This window comes from Streptomyces venezuelae (assembly GCF_008642355.1).
GTDB classification, from domain to species: Bacteria; Actinomycetota; Actinomycetes; order Streptomycetales; family Streptomycetaceae; genus Streptomyces; species Streptomyces venezuelae_B.
The window spans coordinates 7,673,970-7,694,227 of the sequence record NZ_CP029193.1; the positions used below are offsets into that span (position 1 = coordinate 7,673,970).

Below are 20,258 nucleotides of genomic sequence, written 5' to 3' on the forward strand. Positions count from 1 at the left end.
CTCTCCTCCACCGTCCTGGTCGCCGGGTGCGGCATGCTGCCGGGCGGTGACGACTCCAGGACCGTCACGGTCTGGCTGATGAAGGACAGCGCTTCGCCGGAGTTCATCGAGCGCTTCACGTCGGACTTCGAGAAGGAGCACGACGACATCGACCTGGACATCCGCATCCAGGAATGGACCGGCATCGGCGCCAAGGTGAAGAAGGCGCTCAAGGAGGAGGGCGGCGAAGGACCCGAGGTCATCGAGGTCGGCAACACCCAGGTCGCGCAGTACGTCGACGAGGGCGGCCTGTACGACCTGACCCTGGAGTCCGCACGCGACCTCGGCATGGACGACTGGCTGCCGGGCCTCGCCGAACCGGGCCGCTACCGCGGCGCCCAGTACGGCATCCCCTGGTACGCCGCCAACCGCGTCGTCATCTACAACAAGGACCTGTTCGCCGCGGCCGGCATCAAGACGCCGCCCCGCACCCGCGCGGAGTGGCTGGAGGCCACGGAGAAGCTCAACACCGGCGGCAACCAGGGCATCTACCTCGCGGGCCAGGACTGGTACACCCTCTCCGGTTTCATCTGGGACGAGGGCGGCGAGCTCGCCAAGGAGACCAAGGAGTCCTCCGGCGACTGGCGCGGCACCCTGCACACGCCCGAGGCGCTGCGCGGCATGGAGTTCTACCGGCAGTTGCAGGCGCTCGGCCGGGGCCCGCGCGACGCCGACGAGGAACACCCGCCACAGACCGGCGTGTTCGCGGACGGCAATGTCGCGCAGATCGTCGCGGTGCCCGGCGCGGCCCGCGCCATCGAGGAGAAGAACCCCGAGCTCAAGGGCAAGCTCGGCTACTTCCCCGTCCCGGGCAAGAAGGCCGGCAAGCCCGCCGCCGTCTTCACCGGCGGCTCCGACCTCGTCGTGCCCGAGCACAGCGACGACCACAAGGGCGCCGTCAAGGTGATCGAGGCCCTCGCGGGCAAGAAGTGGCAGACCGAGTTGGCGCGGACCATGAACTACGTCCCGAACAAGGCGAAGCTGGCGCCGGCGGTCGCCGACCAGGAGGGCGCGGCGGCGATGGCTGTCGGCGCGGCGAACGGCCGGGCGACCCCCAACTCCCCGCGCTGGGCGGAGGTCGAGGCCGACAACCCGATCAAGGGGTACATGACGAAGGTCCTGATGGGTGGCGACCCGGCGACCGAGGCCCGCAAGGCGTCGGCCCGGATCACCAGGGCCCTGGACGTCGGCGGCCTGTGACCACCGACGTCCAGTGAATGCGGTGGAGCCGGGCGGGAGTTACGCCACCGTGCTCAGCGACAGCGCGAAGCGCCCCCTCTCGTCCGTCCACCAGTGCGCCAGTTCGAGACCGGCGGCGGCCAGTTCGGCACGTACGCCGTCCTCGCGGAACTTCGCCGAGATCTCCGTGCGCATCTCCTCACCCGCGGCGAAGTCGACCGCGAGGTCGAGCGCGTGGATCTTCACCGTCTGGTCGGCCGTGGAGCGCAGCCGCATCTCGATCCACTCGTGCTCGCGGTCCCAGACGGCCACGTGCTCGAACGCGTCCGGGTCGAAGTCCCCGGCCAGCTCGCGGTTGATGACCGTCAGGACGTTCTTGTTGAACGCGGCGGTCACGCCCGTCCCGTCGTCGTACGCGGAGACGAGGGCCGACTCGTCCTTGACCAGGTCCGTGCCGAGGAGCAGCGCGTCGCCGGGGGAGAGCAGGTCGTGCACGGAGGCGAGGAACGCGGCGCGTTCGGCGGGCAGCAGGTTGCCGATCGTGCCGCCGAGGAACGCGACCAGGCGCGGCCCGGGGGTGCCGGGCAGCGCGAGGCCGCGGGTGAAGTCGGCGATCAGGGCGTGCACGTCGAGCGAGGGCCGCTGCGCGAGCAGGGTGTTCGCGGCTCCGGTCAGCGCGCTCTCGCTCACGTCGACGGGGACGTAGGTGCGCAGGTACGCCATGGCGTCGATGAGGTGGCGGGTCTTCTCCGAGGAGCCCGAGCCCAGCTCGATCAGCGTCCGCGCCTGTGTGATCTCGGCGATCCGGTCGGCGCGGGCGACGAGGATCTCGCGTTCGGCGCGGGTCGGGTAGTACTCGGGCAGAGTGGTGATCTCCTCGAAGAGGGCGCTGCCGCGCGCGTCGTAGAACCACTTGGGCGGCAGTGTCTTCGGGGTGCGGGTGAGGCCCTGGAGGACGTCGGCGCGCAGCGCGGCGCCGGTGGCGTCCTCGGGCAGGGTGCGGGTCAGCAGGAACGGACTCACGCGGGGGGCTCCTTGAGCGGGGTCAGCAGTACGTCGGTGCGGCTTGCGGCGAGCAGGGTGCGGTCGGGCACCTCGCGCCAGTGCGGGTCGTCGTCGTAGGGCTCGGAGGCCACGACGGTGCGGCGGCCGGGTTCCGCGAGGTACCAGAGGGTGTCGCCCCAGGCGGTCGCGGCGATCGTGTCGCCATTGGTGAGCAGGAGGTTGAGGCGCGAGCCTGGCGCGGCCTCGGCGACTTCCAGGACGGTGTCCGCGAGGGCCTGCGCCTCCTCGTCGCCGCGGCGCAGCCGGTTCAGGACGAGCGCCCACACCAGCGCGGAGTCGCAGCGCGCCTCCATCGAGAGCAGCTCGGCGGGGGGCAGGCCCTGTGCGAGCGCGGCGAGGGAGCGGGGCCAGCCGGTCAGCGCGCCGTTGTGGCTGAACAGCCACGGTCCGGCGGCGAAGGGCGCCGCCGCGGCCTCGCCGTCCGCGCCCGAGAGCGTCGCGTCGCGCACCGCGCCGAGTACGGCCCCGGAGCGCACGACCCGCGCCAGATCGGCGAACGAGCCGTCGCCCCAGATGGGCCCGGAGCGGCGGTAGCGGGCGGGCACGGGGTCCCCCTCGGCGTACCAGCCCACACCGAAACCGTCGGCGTTGACGGTCCCGTGGCGCTGCATCCGGGGCTCCCAGGACTGCCGGAACAGGCTGTGCGCGGGCGCCACCAGGACACTCCCGAGCGGCTCCGGCGGCCCCAGGTACGCAAGGTGACGGCACATCAGGCAGACCCCGGCAGCGGCGTCTCGGTGGGTCCCGCGTCCCGCGCGGTGCGGAATCCGGCGAAGATCTGCCGCCGCACCGGGTGGTCCCAGTTGCGGAACGTGCCGCGGCAGGCCACCTCGTCGACGGAGAACGCGCCGCCGCGCAGCACCTTGTAGTCGCCGCCGAAGAAGACGTCCGAGTACTCGCGGTAGGGGAAGGCGGCGAAGCCCGGATAGGGCAGGAAGTCGCCGGACGTCCACTCCCACACGTCACCGATCAACTGGCGTACACCGAGCGGCGATTCCCCCGCCGGATAGCTTCCCGCGGGTGCGGGACGCAGGTGCCGCTGCCCCAGGTTGGCGCGCTCGGGTGTGGGGTCCGCGTCGCCCCACGGGTAGCGCGTCGACCGGTCGGTCACCGGGTCGTACCGCGCGGCCTTCTCCCACTCCTCCTCGCTGGGCAGGCGCCGGCCCGCCCAGCGCGCGTACGCGTCGGCCTCGTACCAGCTGACGTGCAGCACCGGCTCGTCGTCCGGCACCGGCTCGACCGTCCCGAAGCGCCGCCGCAGCCACTGACCGCCCTCGCGCCGCCAGAACAGCGGCGCGCACAGGTTGTGGCGGCGGACCATCGCCCAGCCCGCCGGGTCCCACCAATGCATCCGTTCGTATCCGCCGTCCTCGATGAAGCGCCGGTACGCGCCGTTCGTCACCGGGGTCGTGTCGATGAAGAACGGCGGGACGAGACGGTGGTGCGCCGGACGTTCGTTGTCGAGGGCCCACGGCTCCGTGGACGTCCCCATCGTGAACGGGCCACCGGGCACGAGGACTTCGGCCGGTCCCGTGAACGGCTCGCAGGAGGGCGGGTCCGGCGCGGTCAGCGCGGTCTGCCCCGACCGCAGCTGGTGCGTGATGAGCATCGTCTCGTCGTGCTGCTGCTCGTGCTGCGCGATCATCCCGAACGCGAAACCCGCGTCGGTGAGCGGCGTGCCGCGGAACGGGGTTCTCTCCAGCACGTCGAGCGCGCGCCCCCGCACCTCGGCCGCGTAACCGCGGGCCTCCGCGGGCGCCAGCAGCGGCAGGCTCGGGCGTTCGGCGCGGGGATGCTCGAAGGCGTCGTACAGCGGATCGATCTCGGGCCGCATGGCCTCCCGGCCCGCGACCGCCCGCAGCAGCCACTGCTCCTCCTGGTTGCCGATGTGCGCCAGGTCCCAGACCAGCGGCGACATCAACGGCGAGTGCTGCGCGGTCAGTTCGGTGTCCTCCACGCAGGAGGTGAGGAGGGTCGTGCGCTCCCGGGCGGCGAGGAGCGCGGCCAAGGCGCGCTCCCGCAGGGCCTCCGGGTCGGTCGTTTCCGGGTCGGTGGTGGAGCCGGTCATCGGCGGACATCCTTCCCAGGTGTGTCGTGGGGGGCGTCGTGGGGGACGGGGTCGTCGCGCACCGCGTCGAGCAGGTCGTCGGCGGGGCAGCGGCCGTGCGCGACGTACTGCGCGGCGTACGTCGCCACGGCGTCCCGCACGGACACCCCGGCGCCGAGCCGGGGCAGCGCGTCGACGGCGGCGGCGAAGCACGTGGCGGCCGCCTCGCGCAGTTCGGGGTCGGCGAGGCCGTGGCGTGCCGCGTCCAGCCAGAGCGGATTGTGCGGCGCCGCGGTCGAACCGGGCGGCCCGTACCGCTCGGCCAGCGGTTTCACGGCGCGGTAGGCGGTCTCGGCCGCCCCGGGATCGTCGAACAGGGCGGTGGTCACGGCGAGCGGCACGACCCAGCCGTCCTCACCGGGTTGCGCGTCGACCATGCGCAGCTCCAGGTGGCCGCGCGGGCGCACCGGAGGGAACAGCGTGGTCAGGTGGTAGACGAGGTCCTCCCGGGTGGGTCTGCGGGAGGCGCCCGCGCGGGCCCACGCCCGGAAACTCATCCCCTCCGGAACGCTCCACGGGCCTTCGCCGGGCTCTCTCCTGACGCACATGACCGGCGCGTCCAGAGCGTGTCTGGTCCAGGTCTCGCGCGGCTCCCCGTCCAGCGGCGGGGCGGCGGATCTGCCGGGTTCGATGCCCGCCCACACGGCCTGCCGGGTCGAGCGCCAGCCGGTGGGGCGGCCGTCCTGCAGCGGTGAGTTGGCGAACGCGGCGACGAGGACGGGCCCGAGCAGATGGGCAAGCCGCCAGCGGCGCGCGTAGCCGAGCGGGCCCGGCTCCTCGTACCCGGCGTCGAGGCAGATCTGCACGGACGCCGTCGAGCACATCATGCGGCGTCCGGCGGGACCGCCGCGGTCGAGGCACGACTCCAGCGCGTCGTAGCGGGGCTCGCGCAGGATCCGCGACGGCGGACGCCACGGGTCGGCGCCGACCCCGCTGAGGGTGAGGCGGTGGGGACGTAACGCGTCGCGTACGACGTCGAGATCGGCCTGCATGGCCGAGATGCACTCCGTCAGCGAGTCGGCGGGAAGCGAGCTGAGCTCCAGCTGGCCGCCGGGTTCGACGGTGACGGACGAGTGCAGGGGCAGGGCCCGCAGTGCGGCGTAGGCCGCTTCGAGGCGGGCGGCGGGTACGGGCAGGTGGGGCAGGCCCGGTTCGTGGACGAGCCATTCCAGTTCGACCCCGACGGTGCGGGGTGGCCCGGTCTTGAAGCAGATGCCACGGACCAGCGCTTCCACTTCGGCTTCCGACACCGTGTCACGCGCCGTTGTGCGGCCCGCCGCGCGGTGTTTCCCACAGTCTCCCTCAGGCATGCGGGGATCCTTCCATCCGATGCTGCTCGTCACACCCAAAACCCTTGAGGGCGTTCGCACAAGAGTGCCCCTCAGGCCGTTCACGTACCGGGTATTTCTGTTGCGCCGCCCGACGCACACGGCTCACCATGCGTTCATGAACGACACGGGGGCGTGGACATGAGCGCCCGGCTGCGCGGACAGGCGCAGGAGACGGAGCGGATCATCGCGACGGGGGCGTACGTGACGCACGGCGGCCGCGAGACGGTCATCGCCGACGCGGTGGCCGCCGCACGCGCAGGCACGCGCATGTTCGGGCCGGAGCCGGTGGAGGTGCCGCCCCGCGAACGCGTGGAGCACACGCGCTTCGAGGTCACCGGCGAGAGCAGCCTGGAGGCGGCCCGCCGACTGACGGCCGACGAGCCCTCGGGTTCCTCCCGGCTCGCGGTGCTGAACTTCTCCTCGGCGCGCAACCCCGGCGGGGGCTATCTGAACGGCGCCCAGGCGCAGGAGGAGGCGCTGTGCCGCGCCTCCGCGCTGTACACCTGCCTGCTCGAAGTCCCCGGGTTCTACGCCCACCACCGCGCCGACCGCGATCCGTTCTACACCGACCGCGTGATCCACTCACCGGGTGTGCCCGTCTTCCGCGACGACCGCGGGCGGCTCCTCGACGAGCCGTACACCGTCGGCTTCCTCACCTCCGCGGCACCCAACGCCGGGGTGATCCGCCGCACGGCACCGGAACGCGCGCCCGGCATCGCGCGGGCCCTGTCCGCGCGCGCCGAACGCGTCCTGGAGACGGCGGCCGCGTGCGGCTACCACCGCCTGGTGCTCGGCGCCTGGGGCTGCGGCGTCTTCATGAACGATCCCGCGCACGTGGCGGGCGCCTTCCGGGGGCTGCTCGGCGAAGGCGGCCGGTTCGCCGGGCAGTTCACGCACGTCGTGTTCGGGGTGCTCGACCGCACGAGGGGCGCGGTGACGCGCGGCGCGTTCGAGACGGAGTTCGCCGAGCTGAGCGGAGCCGGGGCTCAGCGCCAGCCGTGACGCTCCTTCAGCCGGAGCACGACGAGGTTGAACCGCATGCGGTCCAGCGCGCACGCCTCGCGCCGCATCCCGCGCTCATGCACCCGCAGCACCCGGTCGACGTCCACCCAGGAGTCGCGCCCTCCCCGGTCCCACGGCCCGCTGCCGATCGGCACCCACTCCCTGCCGTCGTGCCGCTTGCTCGACAGCGGCACGGCGAGCAGCGTCCCCGACGCCTCGCGGGCGACCACGAGGACCGGACGGTCCTTGCCGCGCCCGTCGTTCTCCTCGTAGGGCACCCACGTCCAGACGATCTCCCCCGGGTCGGGGTCGCCGTCGCACTCGGGCGCGTACTCCGTGCGGACCCGGCCCACGTCGCGCGGCTCGACCTCGGTGGTCGCGGTGGCGCCCGAACGGCCGGGCGTCGCGGACAGGTGCGGGTCATCGGTGAAGGCAGTCACACGGGTCACCGTAGAACACGCGTCACCGTGCGGTGGGTGCCGCTAGGCGCGGTACCGCGCCTCAGGAGGCCGCCGCGTCCGGCACCGGCGCGGGCCACCGCTCGTGCCACCGCCGGTCCGCCTCCACCTGCGCGGCAAGGGAGATCAGAAGCGGTTCACTCCCGGCGGGCCCGAGGAGCTGGGCGCCGACGGGCAGACCGCCCGGCGTGTGTCCCGCGGGCACGTTGACGCCCGGCCAGCCGAGGACGTTCCACGGCCACGCGTAGGGGCAGGCGGCGATCATGGCCCGGTCGGTCTGCAGGCCATTCATCGCGGCGAGCGCGCCGATGCGGGGCGGCGGCGTGGCGGTCGTCGGGGCGAGCACCACGTCGTACGTCGAGAAGATCGCCCCCACCCGACGGTGCAGCACGGCCTCCGCGCGGCGTGCGAGGCGCAACGGGGCGCCGCCCAACAGCCGCCCCAGGCGAGCCGCTTCCCGCGTACGCCGGTCCAGGAGGGAGACGTCGGGCACCCGCTCGGCCCACTCGGCGATGCCCGCCGTCGCACGCGGCACGAACGCCAGGCCGACCTGGCCGTAGCGCGGGTCGGCCGCGGCGACGTCGTGGCCCAGCGCGGCGAGCCGCTCGGCGAGGGCGACGACGCGGTCGCGCACCACGGGATGCAGCTGCTTGGGCGTCGCCGTGAACGGCATCCGCAGCGACAGCGCGATCCGCAGCCGTCCCGGATCGCGGGTCGCCGCCTCCGCGGCCCGGATGGCGGGCGGCCGGTGGAGGTCGCCCGCGTGGCTGCCGCTCGCCGCGTCGAGGAGCAGCGCCGCGTCCGCGACCGTCCTGGCCAGCGGGCCGTTGACGGTGATGCCGTGGAACGCCTCCGGCCACGGCCAGGTCGATATCCGCCCGCGCTGCGGCTTGATCCCCACGAGGTGGGTCCAGGCGGCCGGGATCCGCACCGAGCCCGCGCCGTCCGAGCCCAGCGCGGCGGGCACGAGCCCGGCCGCGACGGCGGCCGCCGAGCCGCCCGACGACCCGCCCGGCGTATGCCCGGTGTGCCACGGGTTGCGGGTGTCACCAAAACCCGGCCCTTCCGTGAACGGCCACTGCCCCAGCTCGCACGTGTTGGTCTTGCCGACGATCACGGCCCCCGCGGCCCGAAGCCGCCGCACCGCCTCCGAGTCCGCCGTCGCCGGCGGAAAGTCGCCCCTGCACCCGAACGCGGTCGGCTCACCCGTCACGTCCATGTCGTCCTTCACCGCGAGCGGCACCCCGAGCAACGGCCGCCCGGGACCGGCCCCGCCCGCGGCGAGTTCCCGGTCGGCGGCGTCCGCCTCGGCGAGCGCGGCCTCGGTCCGCACCCGCCTGAAGGCGTTCAGGACGGGCTGCGCCGCCTCGATCCGGGCCAGCGTCCGCTCGGTCAGCGCACGCGAGGTCACCTCTCCGTCGGCCAGCGCGCGGGCGGTGCGCGCCAGACCTTCGGCACGGTCGGCAGTCATGTGGGGGACACCTTCGCTCGACGACGGGTGCCCGAACGTTAACCGGCGAGTAGCTTGCGGCGGAACGGCGCGTACGGCTGGACGGCGCTGCCGCAAATGAGTGGAGATCAACCGGGTTGATGGATTGTCTTGATCTGTCCTGTCAAGGTGGCGAAAAGCGACTGAAAAGGGTGAAGTCATGACACGGATCGACGAGCCGTCGGCGCGGAGCGCGCAGCAGTCGGAACTCCCCGCGGAGCTGGTGGCGCTGCTGACCGACCGCCTCGACGTCGAGGTGGGGTCCGACCAGTTGTCCCCCTCGACGACCTTCGAGAGCCTCGGCCTGGACTCGCTGTGGCTGATGGAGCTGGTGGTCGCGGCGGAGGAGGAGTTCGGCATCGTCCTGCCCGAGGACGCGCTGGACCTCCGACCGGCCTCCACGCTCGGTGAGGCAGCCGCGGCCTTCGAGCATGTGGCCTGACATCGCGGTCACCGGCCTCGGTCTGGTGACCCCCGCCGGCCATACGGCGGAGGCGAACTGGACGGCTCTGTGCGAGGGCCGCTCCCTGGCCGCCGCGGACCCCGAACTGGCGGGGCTTCCCGTCGACTTCTCCTGCCGGGTGGCCGACTTCGACGCCGACACGGAAATCGGCCGCGCGCCCGCACGCCGTATGGACCGCTTCATCCAGTTCGCGCTCGTCGCCGCCCGGCGCGCCGTCGCCGACGCGGGCCTCGACCCCCGTACGTGGGACGCCGAACGCGTGGGCGTCGTGCTGGGCGTGGGATCGAACAGCCTGAGCACCTACGTCGGCGAGTTCGGGCATCTCGGCGCGGGGCGGCCGGACCGCGTCTCACCGCTCGCTCTCCCGCGCAGCGTTCCCAGCATGGCCGCCGGCGAGGTCGGGATCGATCTGGGCGCCGCGGGACCCAATTTCACCACCGCCAGCGCCTGTGCCTCGGGTGCCACCGCGATCGGAGTCGCCCGGGACCTGCTGCGGTCGGGGACGTGTGACATCGTGCTGGCGGGCGGCAGTGAATCCGCCCGCTCCCGCATGACGGCCACCTGCTTCACCCGGATGCGGGCGCTCTCCCGGCGCAGGGAGGAACCCGCCCTCGCCAGCCGCCCGTTCGACGCGGGCCGCGACGGCTTCGTCCTCGGCGAGGGCGCCGGCATCCTCGTCCTTGAACGCGCCCGCTCGGCCCGGTCCCGCGGGGCCCCCGTCCAGGCACTGCTGCGGGGGTACGGCGCCGGGGCCGACGCACACCATCCCGTGGCCCCGCATCCGCGAGGGGACGGCGCGGTCCGCGCTGTCCGCGCGGCGCTCACGGACGCGGGATGCGGACCGGACGACATCGCCCACGTCCAGGCGCACGGCACCTCGACCCCGCTGAACGACGCCGCCGAGGCCACGGCCTTCACCCGCGTCTTCGGTGCCGACGGGCCGCCGGTCACCGCGGCCAAAGGCGTCATCGGACACGCGCTGGGCGCGGCCGGGGCCATTCAGGCGGCGTACACGGTCCTCGCCCTGCGGCACGGGCAGGTCCCGCCGGTGGCGAACTTCCAGGGCCAGGACGGCGATCACAAGCTCGACATCGTCGCGGGCCGGCCGCGGCCCGTGCCCGGCACCGCGGCCGTCAGCTGTTCCTTCGGGTTCGGCGGCCAGAACGCGGTCCTGCTCTTCACCGCTGCCGACTGGTGAGAGCCGCTCACACGTCCGCGGACGAGCGGCGTGCGGTGCGGCGGGCCCGGCTGGTGCTGGTGTGCGCCCTCCTGGCAGCGGTGTGCGCGGGGGTGCTGGCCCCGGCCGCCTTCTCGGCGCTGAGCACGGGCGGCGCGGTCGCCACGGGCACCGAGGCCGAACGCGCCGCCCGGCAGGCCGAACGGTTCGGCGTACCCTCACCCGACCTCGTCCTCGCCGTCTCCCCGCCCACCGGCGCCGGCCGCGCGGCGGGCCGGGACGCCACCGCGGCGGTGGTGCGGACACTCGACCGGCAGGGCGACGTGCAGGCCGCATGGTCCGCGCGGACCACGAAGAACACCTGGCTCCGCTCGAAGGACGGACGGACCCTGCTGGTCCTGGTACGCCTGAAGGGGACGGACAAGGAACGCAAGGAGGCGGCACCCCGCGTGGTGGCCGCGGCCCGCGCGGCCGCCCCGGCGGCCGACGTGGAGCCCAGCGGCGCGACATGGGCCAACCGGGCGATCGACGAGAGCGTCGAACGAGACCTGCGGAGGGCCGAACTCCTGGCCGCGCCCGTGCTGTTCGTCGTGCTGGTCCTCGCCTACGGATCCGTGGTCTCCGCACTCCTGCCCGTGGTCGTGGCCGCGCTCACCATCGGCTGCGCCGTCCCCATCCTCGGCCTGCTCGCGCAGGCCGTCGACCTCTCGCGGGTCGCGGTGAGCGCCGCCTCCGCGATCGGCTTCGGCCTTGCCGTCGACTACAGCCTCTTCCTGCTCGCCCGGGTACGGGAGGAGAGCGCGCGGCGCGGACCTGCACACGGCGCCGGCAGCCGCCCGGCGCACCAGTGGCCGTTCGGTGGCGTTCTCGGCCGCCGCCGTCACCGTCTGCCTGGCCACCGCCCTGGCCGTGCCGGTGCCGATGCTGCGCGCCCTGGCCCTGGCCGGTATGACGGTCGCCGTGCTCGCGGCCCTGGTCGCCCTGACGGTGCTGCCCGCCTGCCTGCGCGTCCTCGGCCCCCGGGCGCAGGCCTTCGATCCGCTGGCCCGGTGGCGCCGTACCCGTATCGGCGAAGGAAGCCGCTTCTGGCGCAGCACGGCCACCACCGTCACCGCACGGCCGCTGCTCGCCGGAGGGCTGGCGCTCCTGCTCCTGGCCCTGCTCGCCGTGCCGTTCACCCATGTCCGCCTCGGCATCGTGGACGACCGCACCCTGCCCGCGTCCTCCGCCGCGGCGGCACAGCGGGTGCGCGCCGAATTCACCGCACCACCCGAGCGGATCCTCACCGTGGTGACGACCGGGCCGGGCGCGGTCGCGGGTGCCCCGGCCCACGGTGAGCGGCTGGCCCGCATCCGGGGCATCACCGCCGTCCGCGTTGCGTCCACGACGCGTTCCTCGCCGGAGGGCGAGGGGGCGGTGCTCCTGGCGGCCACGTCCGCCGCCCCCGACACCCGCGCGGCGCAGACCGCGGTGCGGCAGGTACGGGACACCTCCGCACCGGGAAGCGTCCTCGTGGGCGGGCGGGCCGCGGAGGTCACCGACACCGCGCGCCGCGTCCTCGACGCCCTGCCCACCTGCCTGCTCCTGCTGGGAGCAGGGCTGATGCTCCTGCTGAGCGCCTTCACCCGTACGCTCGTCGCTCCCCTCAAGGCGCTGGCCGTCGCCGCGGTGAGCCTCGGCGCGATCCTCGGGGCGCTGGTCGTCCTCTTCCAGGACGGCCGCGGCGCCGCCCTGCTCGGCGGCTTCACCGCGACGGGCACGCTGGACGCGTCCATGCTCCTGTTCGTCCTGTTCATCGCCCTGGCCCTGTCGGTCGACTACGAGGTCTTCCTGCTCGGCCGCATCCGCGAGGAGTTCGACCGCGGCGGCGACAACCGCACGTCGGTCGTCGAGGGCATCGCCCGCACCGGCCGCCTGATGACGTCCGCCGCCGCGGCCGTCGCGATCTCGACGGCCGCGATGGCCACCTCGCAGGTGGCGCTCCTCAAGTTCATCGGCATCGGTGTCGCACTCGGCGCGCTCGTCGACGCCGTCCTGGTGCGCGGCGTGCTGGTGCCCGCCGTGATGGCGGCCCTGGGCCCCCTCACCTGGTGGTCCCCTACCTGTACCGGGCCCAGGCCCGGGATCGTCGCAGCCGACAAGAGAGGCGGGGCTGATCCAGATGCATCAGGCTCCACATGACCGCAGCGGACCGTCGTCGCCCACCGCCCCACGGGTGGCCGCGATCCAGACCGTCTTCCCGCCGTACACCTACCCGCAGCGCGAAATCCTCGCCACCCTGGCCCGCACCACCGCGCTGGAGTCGGAGGCGGGCGCTCTCGTGCTCCGCAAGATCGCGCAGAGTTCGGGCGTCGACACCCGGTCCCTGTCGCTGCCCCTGGAGAAGCTGGTCGACCTCGCCCGCCAGGAGAACTTCACCGAACAGAACCGTATGTGGCTCGATGTCGCCCTGGATCTGGGGGAGCGGGCGATCACCGGCGCCCTGCGCGCCGCGGGCATCCGTCCGCAGGACGTCGACGCGGTGATCAGCACAACCGTCACCGGCCTCGCCGTGCCCTCGCTGGAGGCGCGCCTCGCCCACCGGGTCGGGCTGCGGCCCGACGTCAAGCGCGTCCCGCTGTTCGGCAGCGGCTGCGCGGGCGGCGCCGTGGGCCTGGCCCGGCTGCACGACTATCTGCTCGCCCACCCCGGCCAGGTCGCCGTCCTGCTCGCCGTGGAACTGTCCAGCCTGGTCTTCCAGTTCAAGGACGCCACCATCGCCAACGTCGTCGCCGGCAGCCTCTTCGGCGACGGCGCCGCGGCCGTCGTGGCCACCGGAGCCCACCGGGACGGCGCTCCCGCAGGACCCGCACTGGTGGACACCCACAGCCTGTTGCTCCCCGACACCGAGGACGTCCTCGGCTGGGACATCGGCTCCCACGGCCTGCGGGTCCTGCTGGCACCGGAAGTCCCCGTCCTGACGGAGGAGCACCTGCCCACGGCCGTCCACGGCCTCCTCGATCGGCACGCTCTGACGCCGGACCAGATCGTCAGCTGGATCGTCCACGGCGGCGGCCCGAAAGTCTTCACCGCCGTGGAGCAGGCCCTCGACCTGCCGCCGCGCGCCCTGGAACTGACCCGGCGGTCCGTGGCCGAACGCGGCAACCTCTCGTCCGTCTCCGTCCTGGACATCCTGCACGCCGCGATGAAGACGCCCCCTCCGCCGAACGCCCCCGGTCTGGTCGCCGCCATGGGCCCGGGCTTCGCCATCGAACTGGTCCTCCTCAGCTGGTAGAGGACCACCCCGCCGACCACCCCACCGCCCCCGACGGACCGCACACAAGAACGGTGACCATGCGCGCCCTCCCCGAAGACGTACGCATCCTGATCGACCTCGAACCGGTGGTGACCGAAGCCCTGGACAACCATTTCCGGGCCACCGTCGACTGGTATCCGCACCAGTACATCCCATGGAGCCAGGGCCGTGACTACGACGGCTTCCTCGAAGGGGAACCGTGGGACCCCTCCCAGCAGAAACTGAACCCGGCCGCACGCGACGGCCTGCTCCACAACCTGCTCAGCGAGGAGAATCTGCCCAGCTACCACCGGGTCATCGGGGAGATGCTGTCGCTGGACGGGCCCTGGGGCACCTGGGTCAACCGCTGGACGCTCGAAGAGGCCCGGCACGGCACCGCGATCCGCGACTACCTCGTCGTCACCCGCAGCGCCGATCCGATCGTGCTGGAGGACGACCGCGCCCAGCACGTACAGCACGGATACGAGATCGACTACCGCGGCGACCTGATCGCCTCCCTCGTCTACGTCACGGTCCAGGAACTCGGAACGCGCGTCAGCTACCAGGGGATCCGTCGCCTGTGCGACGAACCCGTGTGTGCGGCGCTGATGCAGCGCATCGCCCACGACGAGAACCGCCACATGCTGTTCTACCGAACCGTCCTCCAGGCATGCATGCGGATGCACCCCGACCGAACCCTCCAGGCCGTGGCCAAAGTCCTGACGACGCTCCGTCCCCCGGGCCACGGGGCGCCGGGCTTCGGGCGGCTGATCAGCTCCATGGCCAGGTCGGGCATCCTCTCGCCGGAGACCTACTGCAAGGACATCGCCGTCCCGTTCGTCCGCATGCTCGGCGCCGTCGACGCCACCGGACTCGGCCCGGTCGGTTTGCGGGCCCAGGAGGACATCGCCGCCCACCTGGAAAAAGCAGCCGACCGCGCCGGCAGGTACCGGGCGCTCACCGAACGCCTCGGCCACCTCGCGGACGCGTGACACCCCCCGCGAGCCTGCTCCTGCTCATCGCCGCCGTGAGCGCCGTGCGCCTGGTCGAACTGGCGGTCGCCCGCCGGAACGCACGATGGGCGTCGGCCCGGGGCGGCACCGAGTACGGGCGGCGCCACTACGCCCCGATGGTCGTCCTCCACGTCTGCCTTCTCCTCGGCATCCTCGCGGAGGCAGCCCTCGCCGACCGCGCCTTCACTCCACCGCTCGGATGGCCGTGCCTGGCCGTCCTCGCCCTGGCACAGGCAGGCCGTGCCTGGTGCATGCGGGCGCTCGGGCCCCAGTGGAACACCCGCGTCCTCGTCGTGCCCACGGCGCCCCTGGTCACCACCGGGCCCTACCGCTGGATGCGGCACCCCAACTACCTCATCGTCGCCGTCGAGGGCATCGCCCTGCCCCTCGTCCACACCGCCTGGATCACCGCCCTGCTCTTCACCCTCGCCAATACGGTGTGGCTCGTCATCCGCATCCGTACGGAGAACCGGGTGCTGTGGCCGACGCCGAACGGGACGGTGACGGCCGCGCGGCTCTGAGGGGCGGACGGAACCCAGGGTCAACGCGGCGCGGGAGCAGGGGAGTTCGCGCCGGAGCCCGCGCCACGCACCGGCGCCACGCGCCCGTGCCCGCACCGGTCGGCTCCGCCGCCCGCCTCAAGCGCCCCCGGCGCGGTCTGCAAGGATTGGCCCTGCCATGGTGCAGATACCGAAGCAGCAGCCCGCACAGCGCTCCGTGCCGACGAGCGCCGACGTCGCCCGCCTGGCGGGGGTCTCCCGCGCCACCGTCTCGTACGTCCTCAACAACACCAGCGCCGTCCGCATCAGCGAACCCACCCGCCGCCGCGTCCACGAAGCGGCCAGGGAACTCGGCTACGTCCCGCACGCAGCCGCCCGCAGCCTCCGCGCCGGACACAGCCGCATGGTCCTCATGCCGACGCCCGAGATCCCGATGGGCCCGCTCTTCAGCCGGTTCTTCAACGAACTGCAATGGGCGCTCAGCAGGTTCGACTACACCGTCGTCCAGTACGCCAGCCTCGGCCTGACCGGCGAGGACGCGGCCCGCGCCTGGGCCGAGCTGCGCCCCGTCGCCGTCCTCGCGCCCGACGCGTCCGCACTCAACCCGCGCGGCGTGACCGTCCTGAAGCGGTCCGGCGCCAGGGCCGTCTTCACGCTCGGCCCGCACCGCGTCGAGGGCGCGCACGCCCTGCTCATGGACGGCCGCAGGGTCGGCGAGGCGGCGGCCCTGCACTTCCTGGCCCGCGGCCGACGCACCATCGGCGTCGTCGTGCCCGAGGAAGCGGGCATGGAGCCCTTCTCGCGGCCCCGCCTGGAAGGTGTCCGCCGGACCGTGGAGCGGGCCCGCACCGCGGGCGCCTCGGTCACCGAGCTGCCCCTCGCCTACGAGGAGGCGTCCGCCACCCGGCTCGCCGCGCGCTGCCGCGCCCGGGGAATCGACGCCGTCTTCGCCTACAACGACGAGTACGCGATGCTCCTGATGCGCGCGCTGCAGGACGACGGCATCGACATACCCGAGGACATCGCCGTGCTCGGCTCGGACGACCTGATGCTGGGCCGGCTGCTGCGCCCCCGCCTCAGCACCGTCCGCATAGAGCTGCCGTCGGGCCGCGGCCTGGCCGAACTGGTCGACCGCGTGGTGCGCGACCCGGGCGCGGAACCCGAGGTGCACGACGTCCTCGGAGCGGACGTCGTGCACCGCGAGTCCAGCTAGCCCCAGCCCCTACTGCCTGTTTCCCACTGCTCCACCTGTTCCTACTGCTCCTGCTGCTGGCCCTGCTGCTTGGCCTGCTCCTCGGCGACCTGGCGGCGGACCTCGTCCATGTCCAGGTTCCTGGCCTGCCCGATGACGTCCGTGAGCGCGGCCTCGGGCAGCGCGCCCGGCTGGGCGAACACCGCGACCTGGTCGCGGACGATCATCAGCGTCGGGATGGACTGGATGTTGAAGGCCTGGGCCAGCTCCGGCTGGGCCTCCGTGTCGACCTTGGCGAAGACCAGGTCGGGGTTGGCCTCGGCCGCCTTCTCGTAGACGGGGGCGAACTGCTTGCAGGGCCCGCACCACTCCGCCCAGAAGTCGATCAGGACGAATCCGTTGTCCGTGACCGTCTGGTCGAAGTTCTCCTTGGTGAGCTCCACAGTGCTCATGGTGTGTCCCTACTTCCTTTTGGGGCCCTTGTGAGGCGTGGCCGCTGCGCACAACGGCCGATCGTGCGGACGTATTCCGCCTGGTCGCGCGCGCGGCAGGTGCCACGCGCGCAGGGGCGTGTCCGGCGCGCGTACCCATGTGGCCACGGCGCACACCTGCCGACACACTGTCCTCATGACGGATGCCATCACGTACGACGTCGTAGTCATCGGAGCCGGCCCTGTGGGCGAGAACGTGGCGGACCGAGCCCGCGCCGCGGGACTCAGTGCCGCGATCGTGGAGAGCGAGCTCGTGGGGGGCGAGTGCTCCTACTGGGCCTGCATGCCCAGCAAGGCCCTGCTGCGCCCCGTCATCGCCCGCGCCGACGCCCGCCGCGTCCCCGGCCTGCGCGACTCCGTGCAGGGCGCGCTGGACGTCTCCGCGGTCCTGGCGCACCGCGACGACTACACCTCGCATTGGAAGGACGACGGCCAGGTCGGCTGGCTCGAGGGGGTCGGCGTCGACCTGCACCGGGGCCACGGCCGCATCGCGGGCCCTCGCGAGGTCACGGTCACCGGCACGGACGGCACCACGCGCACGCTGCGGGCCCGGCACGCCGTGGCCGTCTGCACCGGCACCCGCGCGGCCCTGCCCGACCTGCCGGGCCTCGCCGACGTCAAGCCGTGGACCAGCCGTGAGGCCACCAGCGCCGACCAGGCGCCCGGCCGCCTCCTGGTGGTCGGCGGCGGTGTCGTCGCCGTCGAGATGGCGACCGCGTGGCAGGCACTCGGGTCACAGGTCACGGTCCTCGTACGCGGCGGGGGTTTGCTGCCCCGTATGGAGCCGTTCGCCGGGGAGCTGGTACAGGAAGCCCTCGCCGAAGCGGGCGCCGAGGTCCGCTGCGGTGTCTCGGTCACCGCGGTGCGGCGCGAGGACGGCGTGGTGACGGCGACCCTGGACGACGGCTCCACCCTCCGGGCCGACGAGATCCTCTTCGCCACGGGACGTGCCCCGCGCACCGACGACATCGGCCTCGAAACCGTCGGCCTGGAACCCGGCACCTACCTCAAGGTCGACGACAGCCTCCGCGTCGAGGGCAGCGACTGGCTCTACGCGGTCGGCGACGCCAACCACCGGGCGCTCCTCACCCACCAGGGCAAGTACCAGGCGCGCATCGCGGGCGCCGCCATCGCCGCCCGCGCCCAGGGCGTCCCGCTCCTGGAGACCGACCGCTGGGGCGCCCACTCCGCCACCGCCGACCACGCCGCCGTCCCGCAGGTCGTCTTCACCGACCCCGAGGCCGCCTCCGCGGGCCTCACCCTCGCCGAGGCCGAGGAGGCGGGCCACCGCGTCCGCGCCGTCGACTACGACATGTCCGGAGTGGCGGGAGCGGGCCTCTACGCGGACGGTTACCGGGGGCGGGCCCGGATGGTCGTCGACCTGGACCGCGAGATCCTGCTCGGCGTCACCTTCGTCGGCCCAGGAGTGGGCGAACTGATCCACTCGGCGACGATGGCGATCGCGGGCGAGATCCCCCTGAGCCGCCTGTGGCACGCGGTCCCGGCGTACCCGACGATCAGCGAGGTGTGGCTCCGGCTCCTGGAGACGTACCGGGGCTGAGGCACGCCACGGGGGCCGAAGGGGCCCCGCGCACCCTGCCGTACCGGTAGCGGATCGTTTTATGATCGCTGCTCCGCGTACGAGTGGGGTACTCGCATGACGGCTGGCGGGTCGGCGTCGCGCCGGGCACAGGACGCGCGACGCCAGGAGCGGCTGATGCGGGAGCAGTGGCAGGTGGCCCGCCGCCAGGCCCTCCGGTGGGAGACGGCGAGCGAGGGCGAGCAGCGCGTCGCCGCCCAGTTGCTCGTCCTGACGGAGCGCGGATGGCGGCTGCTCGTGGACCGGCGCCGGCCGGGCACGCGCGGCGCTGACGTCGACATGCTGCTCGTGGGGCCGGGCGGGGTCTTCGTCATCGACCTCGCAGGCGCTCACATAGACGTCCTCCACAGACCGCCCCCGCCGACGAGCCCCCGCCACCAGGCCTCCGCCGCTTCGAATTCCGTGCGGTGCAGGTGGTCGACGTAGGGGTGGTCGCAGCCGAAGTGGCAGAGCGCGGGCGCGCGTTGCCCGCCGTCGTGCAGGAATCCCACCCGGCCGGCGATGGCGCCGCGGAAGGGGGCGAGGCCCGTGCCCGCGCCGATCATGATGACCGGGGTGCGCGCGTCCGCGGGGACGCGGAAGGCGTCGCGGCAGTGCTGCACGCGCGCGTGGCCGCCGCGGGTGTCCGGCTCCGCCGGGCGCCGCACCGGTCCCACCAGGGGCGGTGCGTGACGACGCACGTACCCTGTCGGGCGTGACGATGCGCGAGCCGGTCGACGTGAGTGTCGACGCGATGATCGAAGACCTCAGGACACTCGTGGAGGTCGAGTCGCCGTCGCGCGACCGCGACGCCCTGACGGAGTCGGCGAGAACCGTCGCCGCAGTCATCGAGGCCCGCCTCGGCGGAAAAGCGGCCCTCGTCGAGAGCGAGGCTGGCTCGCACGTCCACTGGTCCGGGGGCGGCGCTCCCCGCGTCCTGATCCTCGGCCACCACGACACGGTGTTCCCCCTGGGCACCCTCGCCCGCCGCCCGTTCCGGGTCGCGGACGGACACGCGACGGGCCCAGGCGTCTTCGACATGCTGGGCGGCCTGGTGCAGGCCGTGCACGGACTGGCGGCGCTCGACGACCTCTCGGGCGTCGAGATCCTCGTGACGGCGGACGAAGAGGTCGGCTCCGGCTCGTCCCGCGCCCTCATCGAGGAGCGCGCCCTCGCCTGCGGCGCGGTCCTCGTGTTCGAGGGCGCCGCCGACGGCGGGGGAGTGAAGACCGGCCGCAAGGGCTGCGGCACGTTCGAGGTGACCGTCACCGGCCGCGCGTCGCACGCCGGCCTCGAACCAGAGACGGGCGTCAACGCCCTGGTCGAAGCGGCCCACCAGGTCCTCGCCGTCGAGGCACTCGGCGACCCCCGCACCGGCACGACCGTCACCCCGACCGTCGCGTCCGCGGGCACGCTGGACAACGTGGTCCCGGCGAAGGCGACCCTCGTCGTCGACGTCCGCGTCGAGTCGCCCGAGGAGAAGGAACGCATCGAAGCCGCCTTCGCCGCCCTGCCCCCCCGCCTCGAAGGGGCGGAGATCGCCGTCAGGGGAGGCATCGGCCGCCCCCCGATGCCCGAATCGGCGGCGGCCGGGCTCTTCGCGGCGGCGAGGCGGCTCGTCCCGGGCCTGGAGGGCAAGGCGGTCGGCGGCGGCAGCGACGGCAACTTCACGGCCGCGCTCGGCGTGCCGACCCTCGACGGCCTCGGAGCGGTCGGCGGCGGAGCACACGCCGACCACGAGTACGTGGTGGTCGAGGCGATGGCCGAGCGGGCGAGCCTCGTGACGGGCCTGGTGCGCGCGATCCGCGACGGCGGGATCGCGTAGTAGGGCCTGTGTCGGGCGTCGCGGGACAGTCGGGACTTCCGAGACATGCCCAGCCCCCGCTCGGCGGGTTCGCG

At 73.5% G+C, this 20,258-nt stretch carries 20 protein-coding genes and 1 pseudogene; 13 read left to right on the forward strand and 8 right to left on the reverse strand.

Annotated features, from left to right (window positions below; genetic code table 11):
• Positions 1–33 precede the first annotated feature (33 nt).
• Positions 34–1,239, forward strand: a complete 1,206-nt coding sequence (locus DEJ47_RS34555; protein ID WP_150176076.1) for an extracellular solute-binding protein — start codon at positions 34–36, stop codon at positions 1,237–1,239.
• A gap of 39 nt (positions 1,240–1,278) precedes the next feature.
• On the opposite strand, the gene egtD is transcribed toward DEJ47_RS34555, so the two are convergent.
• Genes egtD through egtA form a run of 4 tightly spaced genes read right to left on the reverse strand, consistent with a single transcriptional unit; the run spans position 1,279 to position 5,700 of the window.
• Entirely contained in the window at positions 1,279–2,241 is a 963-nt protein-coding gene (gene egtD, locus DEJ47_RS34560; protein WP_150175060.1) for an L-histidine N(alpha)-methyltransferase, read from the reverse strand.
• Entirely contained in the window at positions 2,238–2,993 is a 756-nt protein-coding gene (gene egtC, locus DEJ47_RS34565) for an ergothioneine biosynthesis protein EgtC (RefSeq protein ID WP_150175061.1), read from the reverse strand. Before egtC ends, egtD begins: the two co-directional genes overlap by 4 nt.
• Entirely contained in the window at positions 2,993–4,351 is a 1,359-nt protein-coding gene (egtB, locus tag DEJ47_RS34570; RefSeq protein ID WP_150175062.1) for an ergothioneine biosynthesis protein EgtB, read from the reverse strand. Before egtB ends, egtC begins: the two co-directional genes overlap by 1 nt.
• Entirely contained in the window at positions 4,348–5,700 is a 1,353-nt protein-coding gene (gene egtA, locus DEJ47_RS34575; RefSeq protein ID WP_150175063.1) for an ergothioneine biosynthesis glutamate--cysteine ligase EgtA, read from the reverse strand. Before egtA ends, egtB begins: the two co-directional genes overlap by 4 nt.
• Before the next feature lie 159 nt (positions 5,701–5,859).
• Here egtA and DEJ47_RS34580 point away from each other — a divergent pair, with 159 nt between their 5' ends.
• Complete coding sequence (locus DEJ47_RS34580) at positions 5,860–6,723, forward strand: TIGR02452 family protein (protein ID WP_150175064.1); 864 nt, start codon at positions 5,860–5,862, stop codon at positions 6,721–6,723.
• Here DEJ47_RS34580 and DEJ47_RS34585 read toward each other — a convergent pair.
• Both DEJ47_RS34585 and DEJ47_RS34590 read right to left on the reverse strand, forming a co-directional pair.
• The gene (locus DEJ47_RS34585; RefSeq protein ID WP_150175065.1) at positions 6,708–7,163 is read right to left on the reverse strand and encodes a type II toxin-antitoxin system PemK/MazF family toxin; all 456 of its coding nucleotides are present in this window, start codon (positions 7,161–7,163) and stop codon (positions 6,708–6,710) included. The two genes, DEJ47_RS34580 and DEJ47_RS34585, sit on opposite strands and share 16 nt — an antisense overlap.
• Positions 7,164–7,224: 61 nt before the next feature.
• Positions 7,225–8,652, reverse strand: a complete 1,428-nt coding sequence (locus tag DEJ47_RS34590; protein ID WP_150175066.1) for an amidase — start codon at positions 8,650–8,652, stop codon at positions 7,225–7,227.
• A 178-nt stretch (positions 8,653–8,830) separates the two neighbouring features.
• Between DEJ47_RS34590 and DEJ47_RS34595 the strand changes: the two genes are divergently transcribed.
• From DEJ47_RS34595 to DEJ47_RS34630, 8 genes and pseudogenes are all read left to right on the forward strand, one after another.
• The gene (locus tag DEJ47_RS34595; RefSeq protein ID WP_150175067.1) at positions 8,831–9,112 is read left to right on the forward strand and encodes an acyl carrier protein; all 282 of its coding nucleotides are present in this window, start codon (positions 8,831–8,833) and stop codon (positions 9,110–9,112) included.
• Positions 9,102–10,331, forward strand: a complete 1,230-nt coding sequence (locus tag DEJ47_RS34600; RefSeq protein ID WP_150175068.1) for a beta-ketoacyl-[acyl-carrier-protein] synthase family protein — start codon at positions 9,102–9,104, stop codon at positions 10,329–10,331. The genes DEJ47_RS34595 and DEJ47_RS34600 overlap by 11 nt, the downstream gene beginning before the upstream one ends.
• A gap of 302 nt (positions 10,332–10,633) precedes the next feature.
• Positions 10,634–11,375, forward strand: a pseudogene (locus tag DEJ47_RS37730) (MMPL family transporter); the annotation flags it as partial.
• 225 nt (positions 11,376–11,600) lie between these two features.
• Positions 11,601–12,491, forward strand: a complete 891-nt coding sequence (locus tag DEJ47_RS37735) for an MMPL family transporter (RefSeq protein ID WP_362640685.1) — start codon at positions 11,601–11,603, stop codon at positions 12,489–12,491.
• Positions 12,472–13,584 (forward strand): type III polyketide synthase, encoded by a 1,113-nt coding sequence (locus DEJ47_RS34615; RefSeq protein ID WP_150175071.1) that lies wholly within the window; start codon positions 12,472–12,474, stop codon positions 13,582–13,584. Before DEJ47_RS37735 ends, DEJ47_RS34615 begins: the two co-directional genes overlap by 20 nt.
• 59 nt (positions 13,585–13,643) lie before the next feature.
• Positions 13,644–14,576, forward strand: coding sequence for an acyl-ACP desaturase (locus DEJ47_RS34620; protein WP_150176077.1), 933 nt, complete (start codon positions 13,644–13,646; stop codon positions 14,574–14,576).
• Positions 14,573–15,118 (forward strand): isoprenylcysteine carboxyl methyltransferase family protein, encoded by a 546-nt coding sequence (locus tag DEJ47_RS34625; RefSeq protein ID WP_150175072.1) that lies wholly within the window; start codon positions 14,573–14,575, stop codon positions 15,116–15,118. The genes DEJ47_RS34620 and DEJ47_RS34625 overlap by 4 nt, the downstream gene beginning before the upstream one ends.
• 157 nt (positions 15,119–15,275) lie before the next feature.
• A complete protein-coding gene (locus DEJ47_RS34630) occupies positions 15,276–16,310 on the forward strand; it encodes a LacI family DNA-binding transcriptional regulator (RefSeq protein ID WP_150175073.1) in 1,035 nt (344 codons plus the stop codon).
• A gap of 41 nt (positions 16,311–16,351) precedes the next feature.
• Here DEJ47_RS34630 and trxA read toward each other — a convergent pair whose 3' ends face one another.
• Entirely contained in the window at positions 16,352–16,741 is a 390-nt protein-coding gene (trxA, locus tag DEJ47_RS34635) for a thioredoxin (RefSeq protein ID WP_150175074.1), read from the reverse strand.
• Between the two features lie 175 nt (positions 16,742–16,916).
• On the opposite strand from trxA, the gene DEJ47_RS34640 reads away from it, so the two are divergent.
• On the forward strand, positions 16,917–18,341 hold the full coding sequence (locus DEJ47_RS34640) for a dihydrolipoyl dehydrogenase family protein (protein ID WP_150175075.1): 1,425 nt from the start codon (positions 16,917–16,919) through the stop codon (positions 18,339–18,341).
• Positions 18,342–18,497: 156 nt separating this feature from the next.
• Positions 18,498–18,806, forward strand: coding sequence for a nuclease-related domain-containing protein (locus DEJ47_RS34645; protein WP_223828787.1), 309 nt, complete (start codon positions 18,498–18,500; stop codon positions 18,804–18,806).
• Here the strand turns inward: DEJ47_RS34645 and DEJ47_RS34650 are convergent.
• Positions 18,710–19,027: a hypothetical protein gene (locus DEJ47_RS34650; protein ID WP_150175076.1), complete on the reverse strand. Its 318-nt coding sequence runs from the start codon at positions 19,025–19,027 to the stop codon at positions 18,710–18,712. The genes DEJ47_RS34645 and DEJ47_RS34650 overlap by 97 nt on opposite strands.
• Positions 19,028–19,080: 53 nt before the next feature.
• On the opposite strand from DEJ47_RS34650, the gene DEJ47_RS34655 reads away from it, so the two are divergent.
• Positions 19,081–20,184: a M20 family metallopeptidase gene (locus DEJ47_RS34655; protein WP_150176078.1), complete on the forward strand. Its 1,104-nt coding sequence runs from the start codon at positions 19,081–19,083 to the stop codon at positions 20,182–20,184.
• Positions 20,185–20,258 lie beyond the last annotated feature (74 nt).

Excerpts from the sequence above, each read along its gene's own strand:
- DEJ47_RS34655 (WP_150176078.1), top strand. The coding sequence starts at position 19,081 with ATGCGCGAGCCGGTCGACGTGAGTGTCGACGCGATGATCGAAGACCTC.
- DEJ47_RS34630 (WP_150175073.1), top strand. The coding sequence starts at position 15,276 with ATGGTGCAGATACCGAAGCAGCAGCCCGCACAGCGCTCCGTGCCGACG.
- DEJ47_RS34620 (WP_150176077.1), top strand. The coding sequence starts at position 13,644 with ATGCGCGCCCTCCCCGAAGACGTACGCATCCTGATCGACCTCGAACCG.
- egtA (WP_150175063.1), bottom strand. The coding sequence starts at position 5,700 with ATGCCTGAGGGAGACTGTGGGAAACACCGCGCGGCGGGCCGCACAACG.
- DEJ47_RS34640 (WP_150175075.1), top strand. The coding sequence starts at position 16,917 with ATGACGGATGCCATCACGTACGACGTCGTAGTCATCGGAGCCGGCCCT.
- DEJ47_RS34600 (WP_150175068.1), top strand. The coding sequence starts at position 9,102 with ATGTGGCCTGACATCGCGGTCACCGGCCTCGGTCTGGTGACCCCCGCC.
- DEJ47_RS34615 (WP_150175071.1), top strand. The coding sequence starts at position 12,472 with ATGCATCAGGCTCCACATGACCGCAGCGGACCGTCGTCGCCCACCGCC.
- DEJ47_RS34590 (WP_150175066.1), bottom strand. The coding sequence starts at position 8,652 with ATGACTGCCGACCGTGCCGAAGGTCTGGCGCGCACCGCCCGCGCGCTG.
- egtC (WP_150175061.1), bottom strand. The coding sequence starts at position 2,993 with ATGTGCCGTCACCTTGCGTACCTGGGGCCGCCGGAGCCGCTCGGGAGT.
- DEJ47_RS34555 (WP_150176076.1), top strand. The coding sequence starts at position 34 with ATGCTGCCGGGCGGTGACGACTCCAGGACCGTCACGGTCTGGCTGATG.
- DEJ47_RS34580 (WP_150175064.1), top strand. The coding sequence starts at position 5,860 with ATGAGCGCCCGGCTGCGCGGACAGGCGCAGGAGACGGAGCGGATCATC.
- trxA (WP_150175074.1), bottom strand. The coding sequence starts at position 16,741 with ATGAGCACTGTGGAGCTCACCAAGGAGAACTTCGACCAGACGGTCACG.
- DEJ47_RS34595 (WP_150175067.1), top strand. The coding sequence starts at position 8,831 with ATGACACGGATCGACGAGCCGTCGGCGCGGAGCGCGCAGCAGTCGGAA.
- DEJ47_RS34645 (WP_223828787.1), top strand. The coding sequence starts at position 18,498 with ATGCGGGAGCAGTGGCAGGTGGCCCGCCGCCAGGCCCTCCGGTGGGAG.
- egtB (WP_150175062.1), bottom strand. The coding sequence starts at position 4,351 with ATGACCGGCTCCACCACCGACCCGGAAACGACCGACCCGGAGGCCCTG.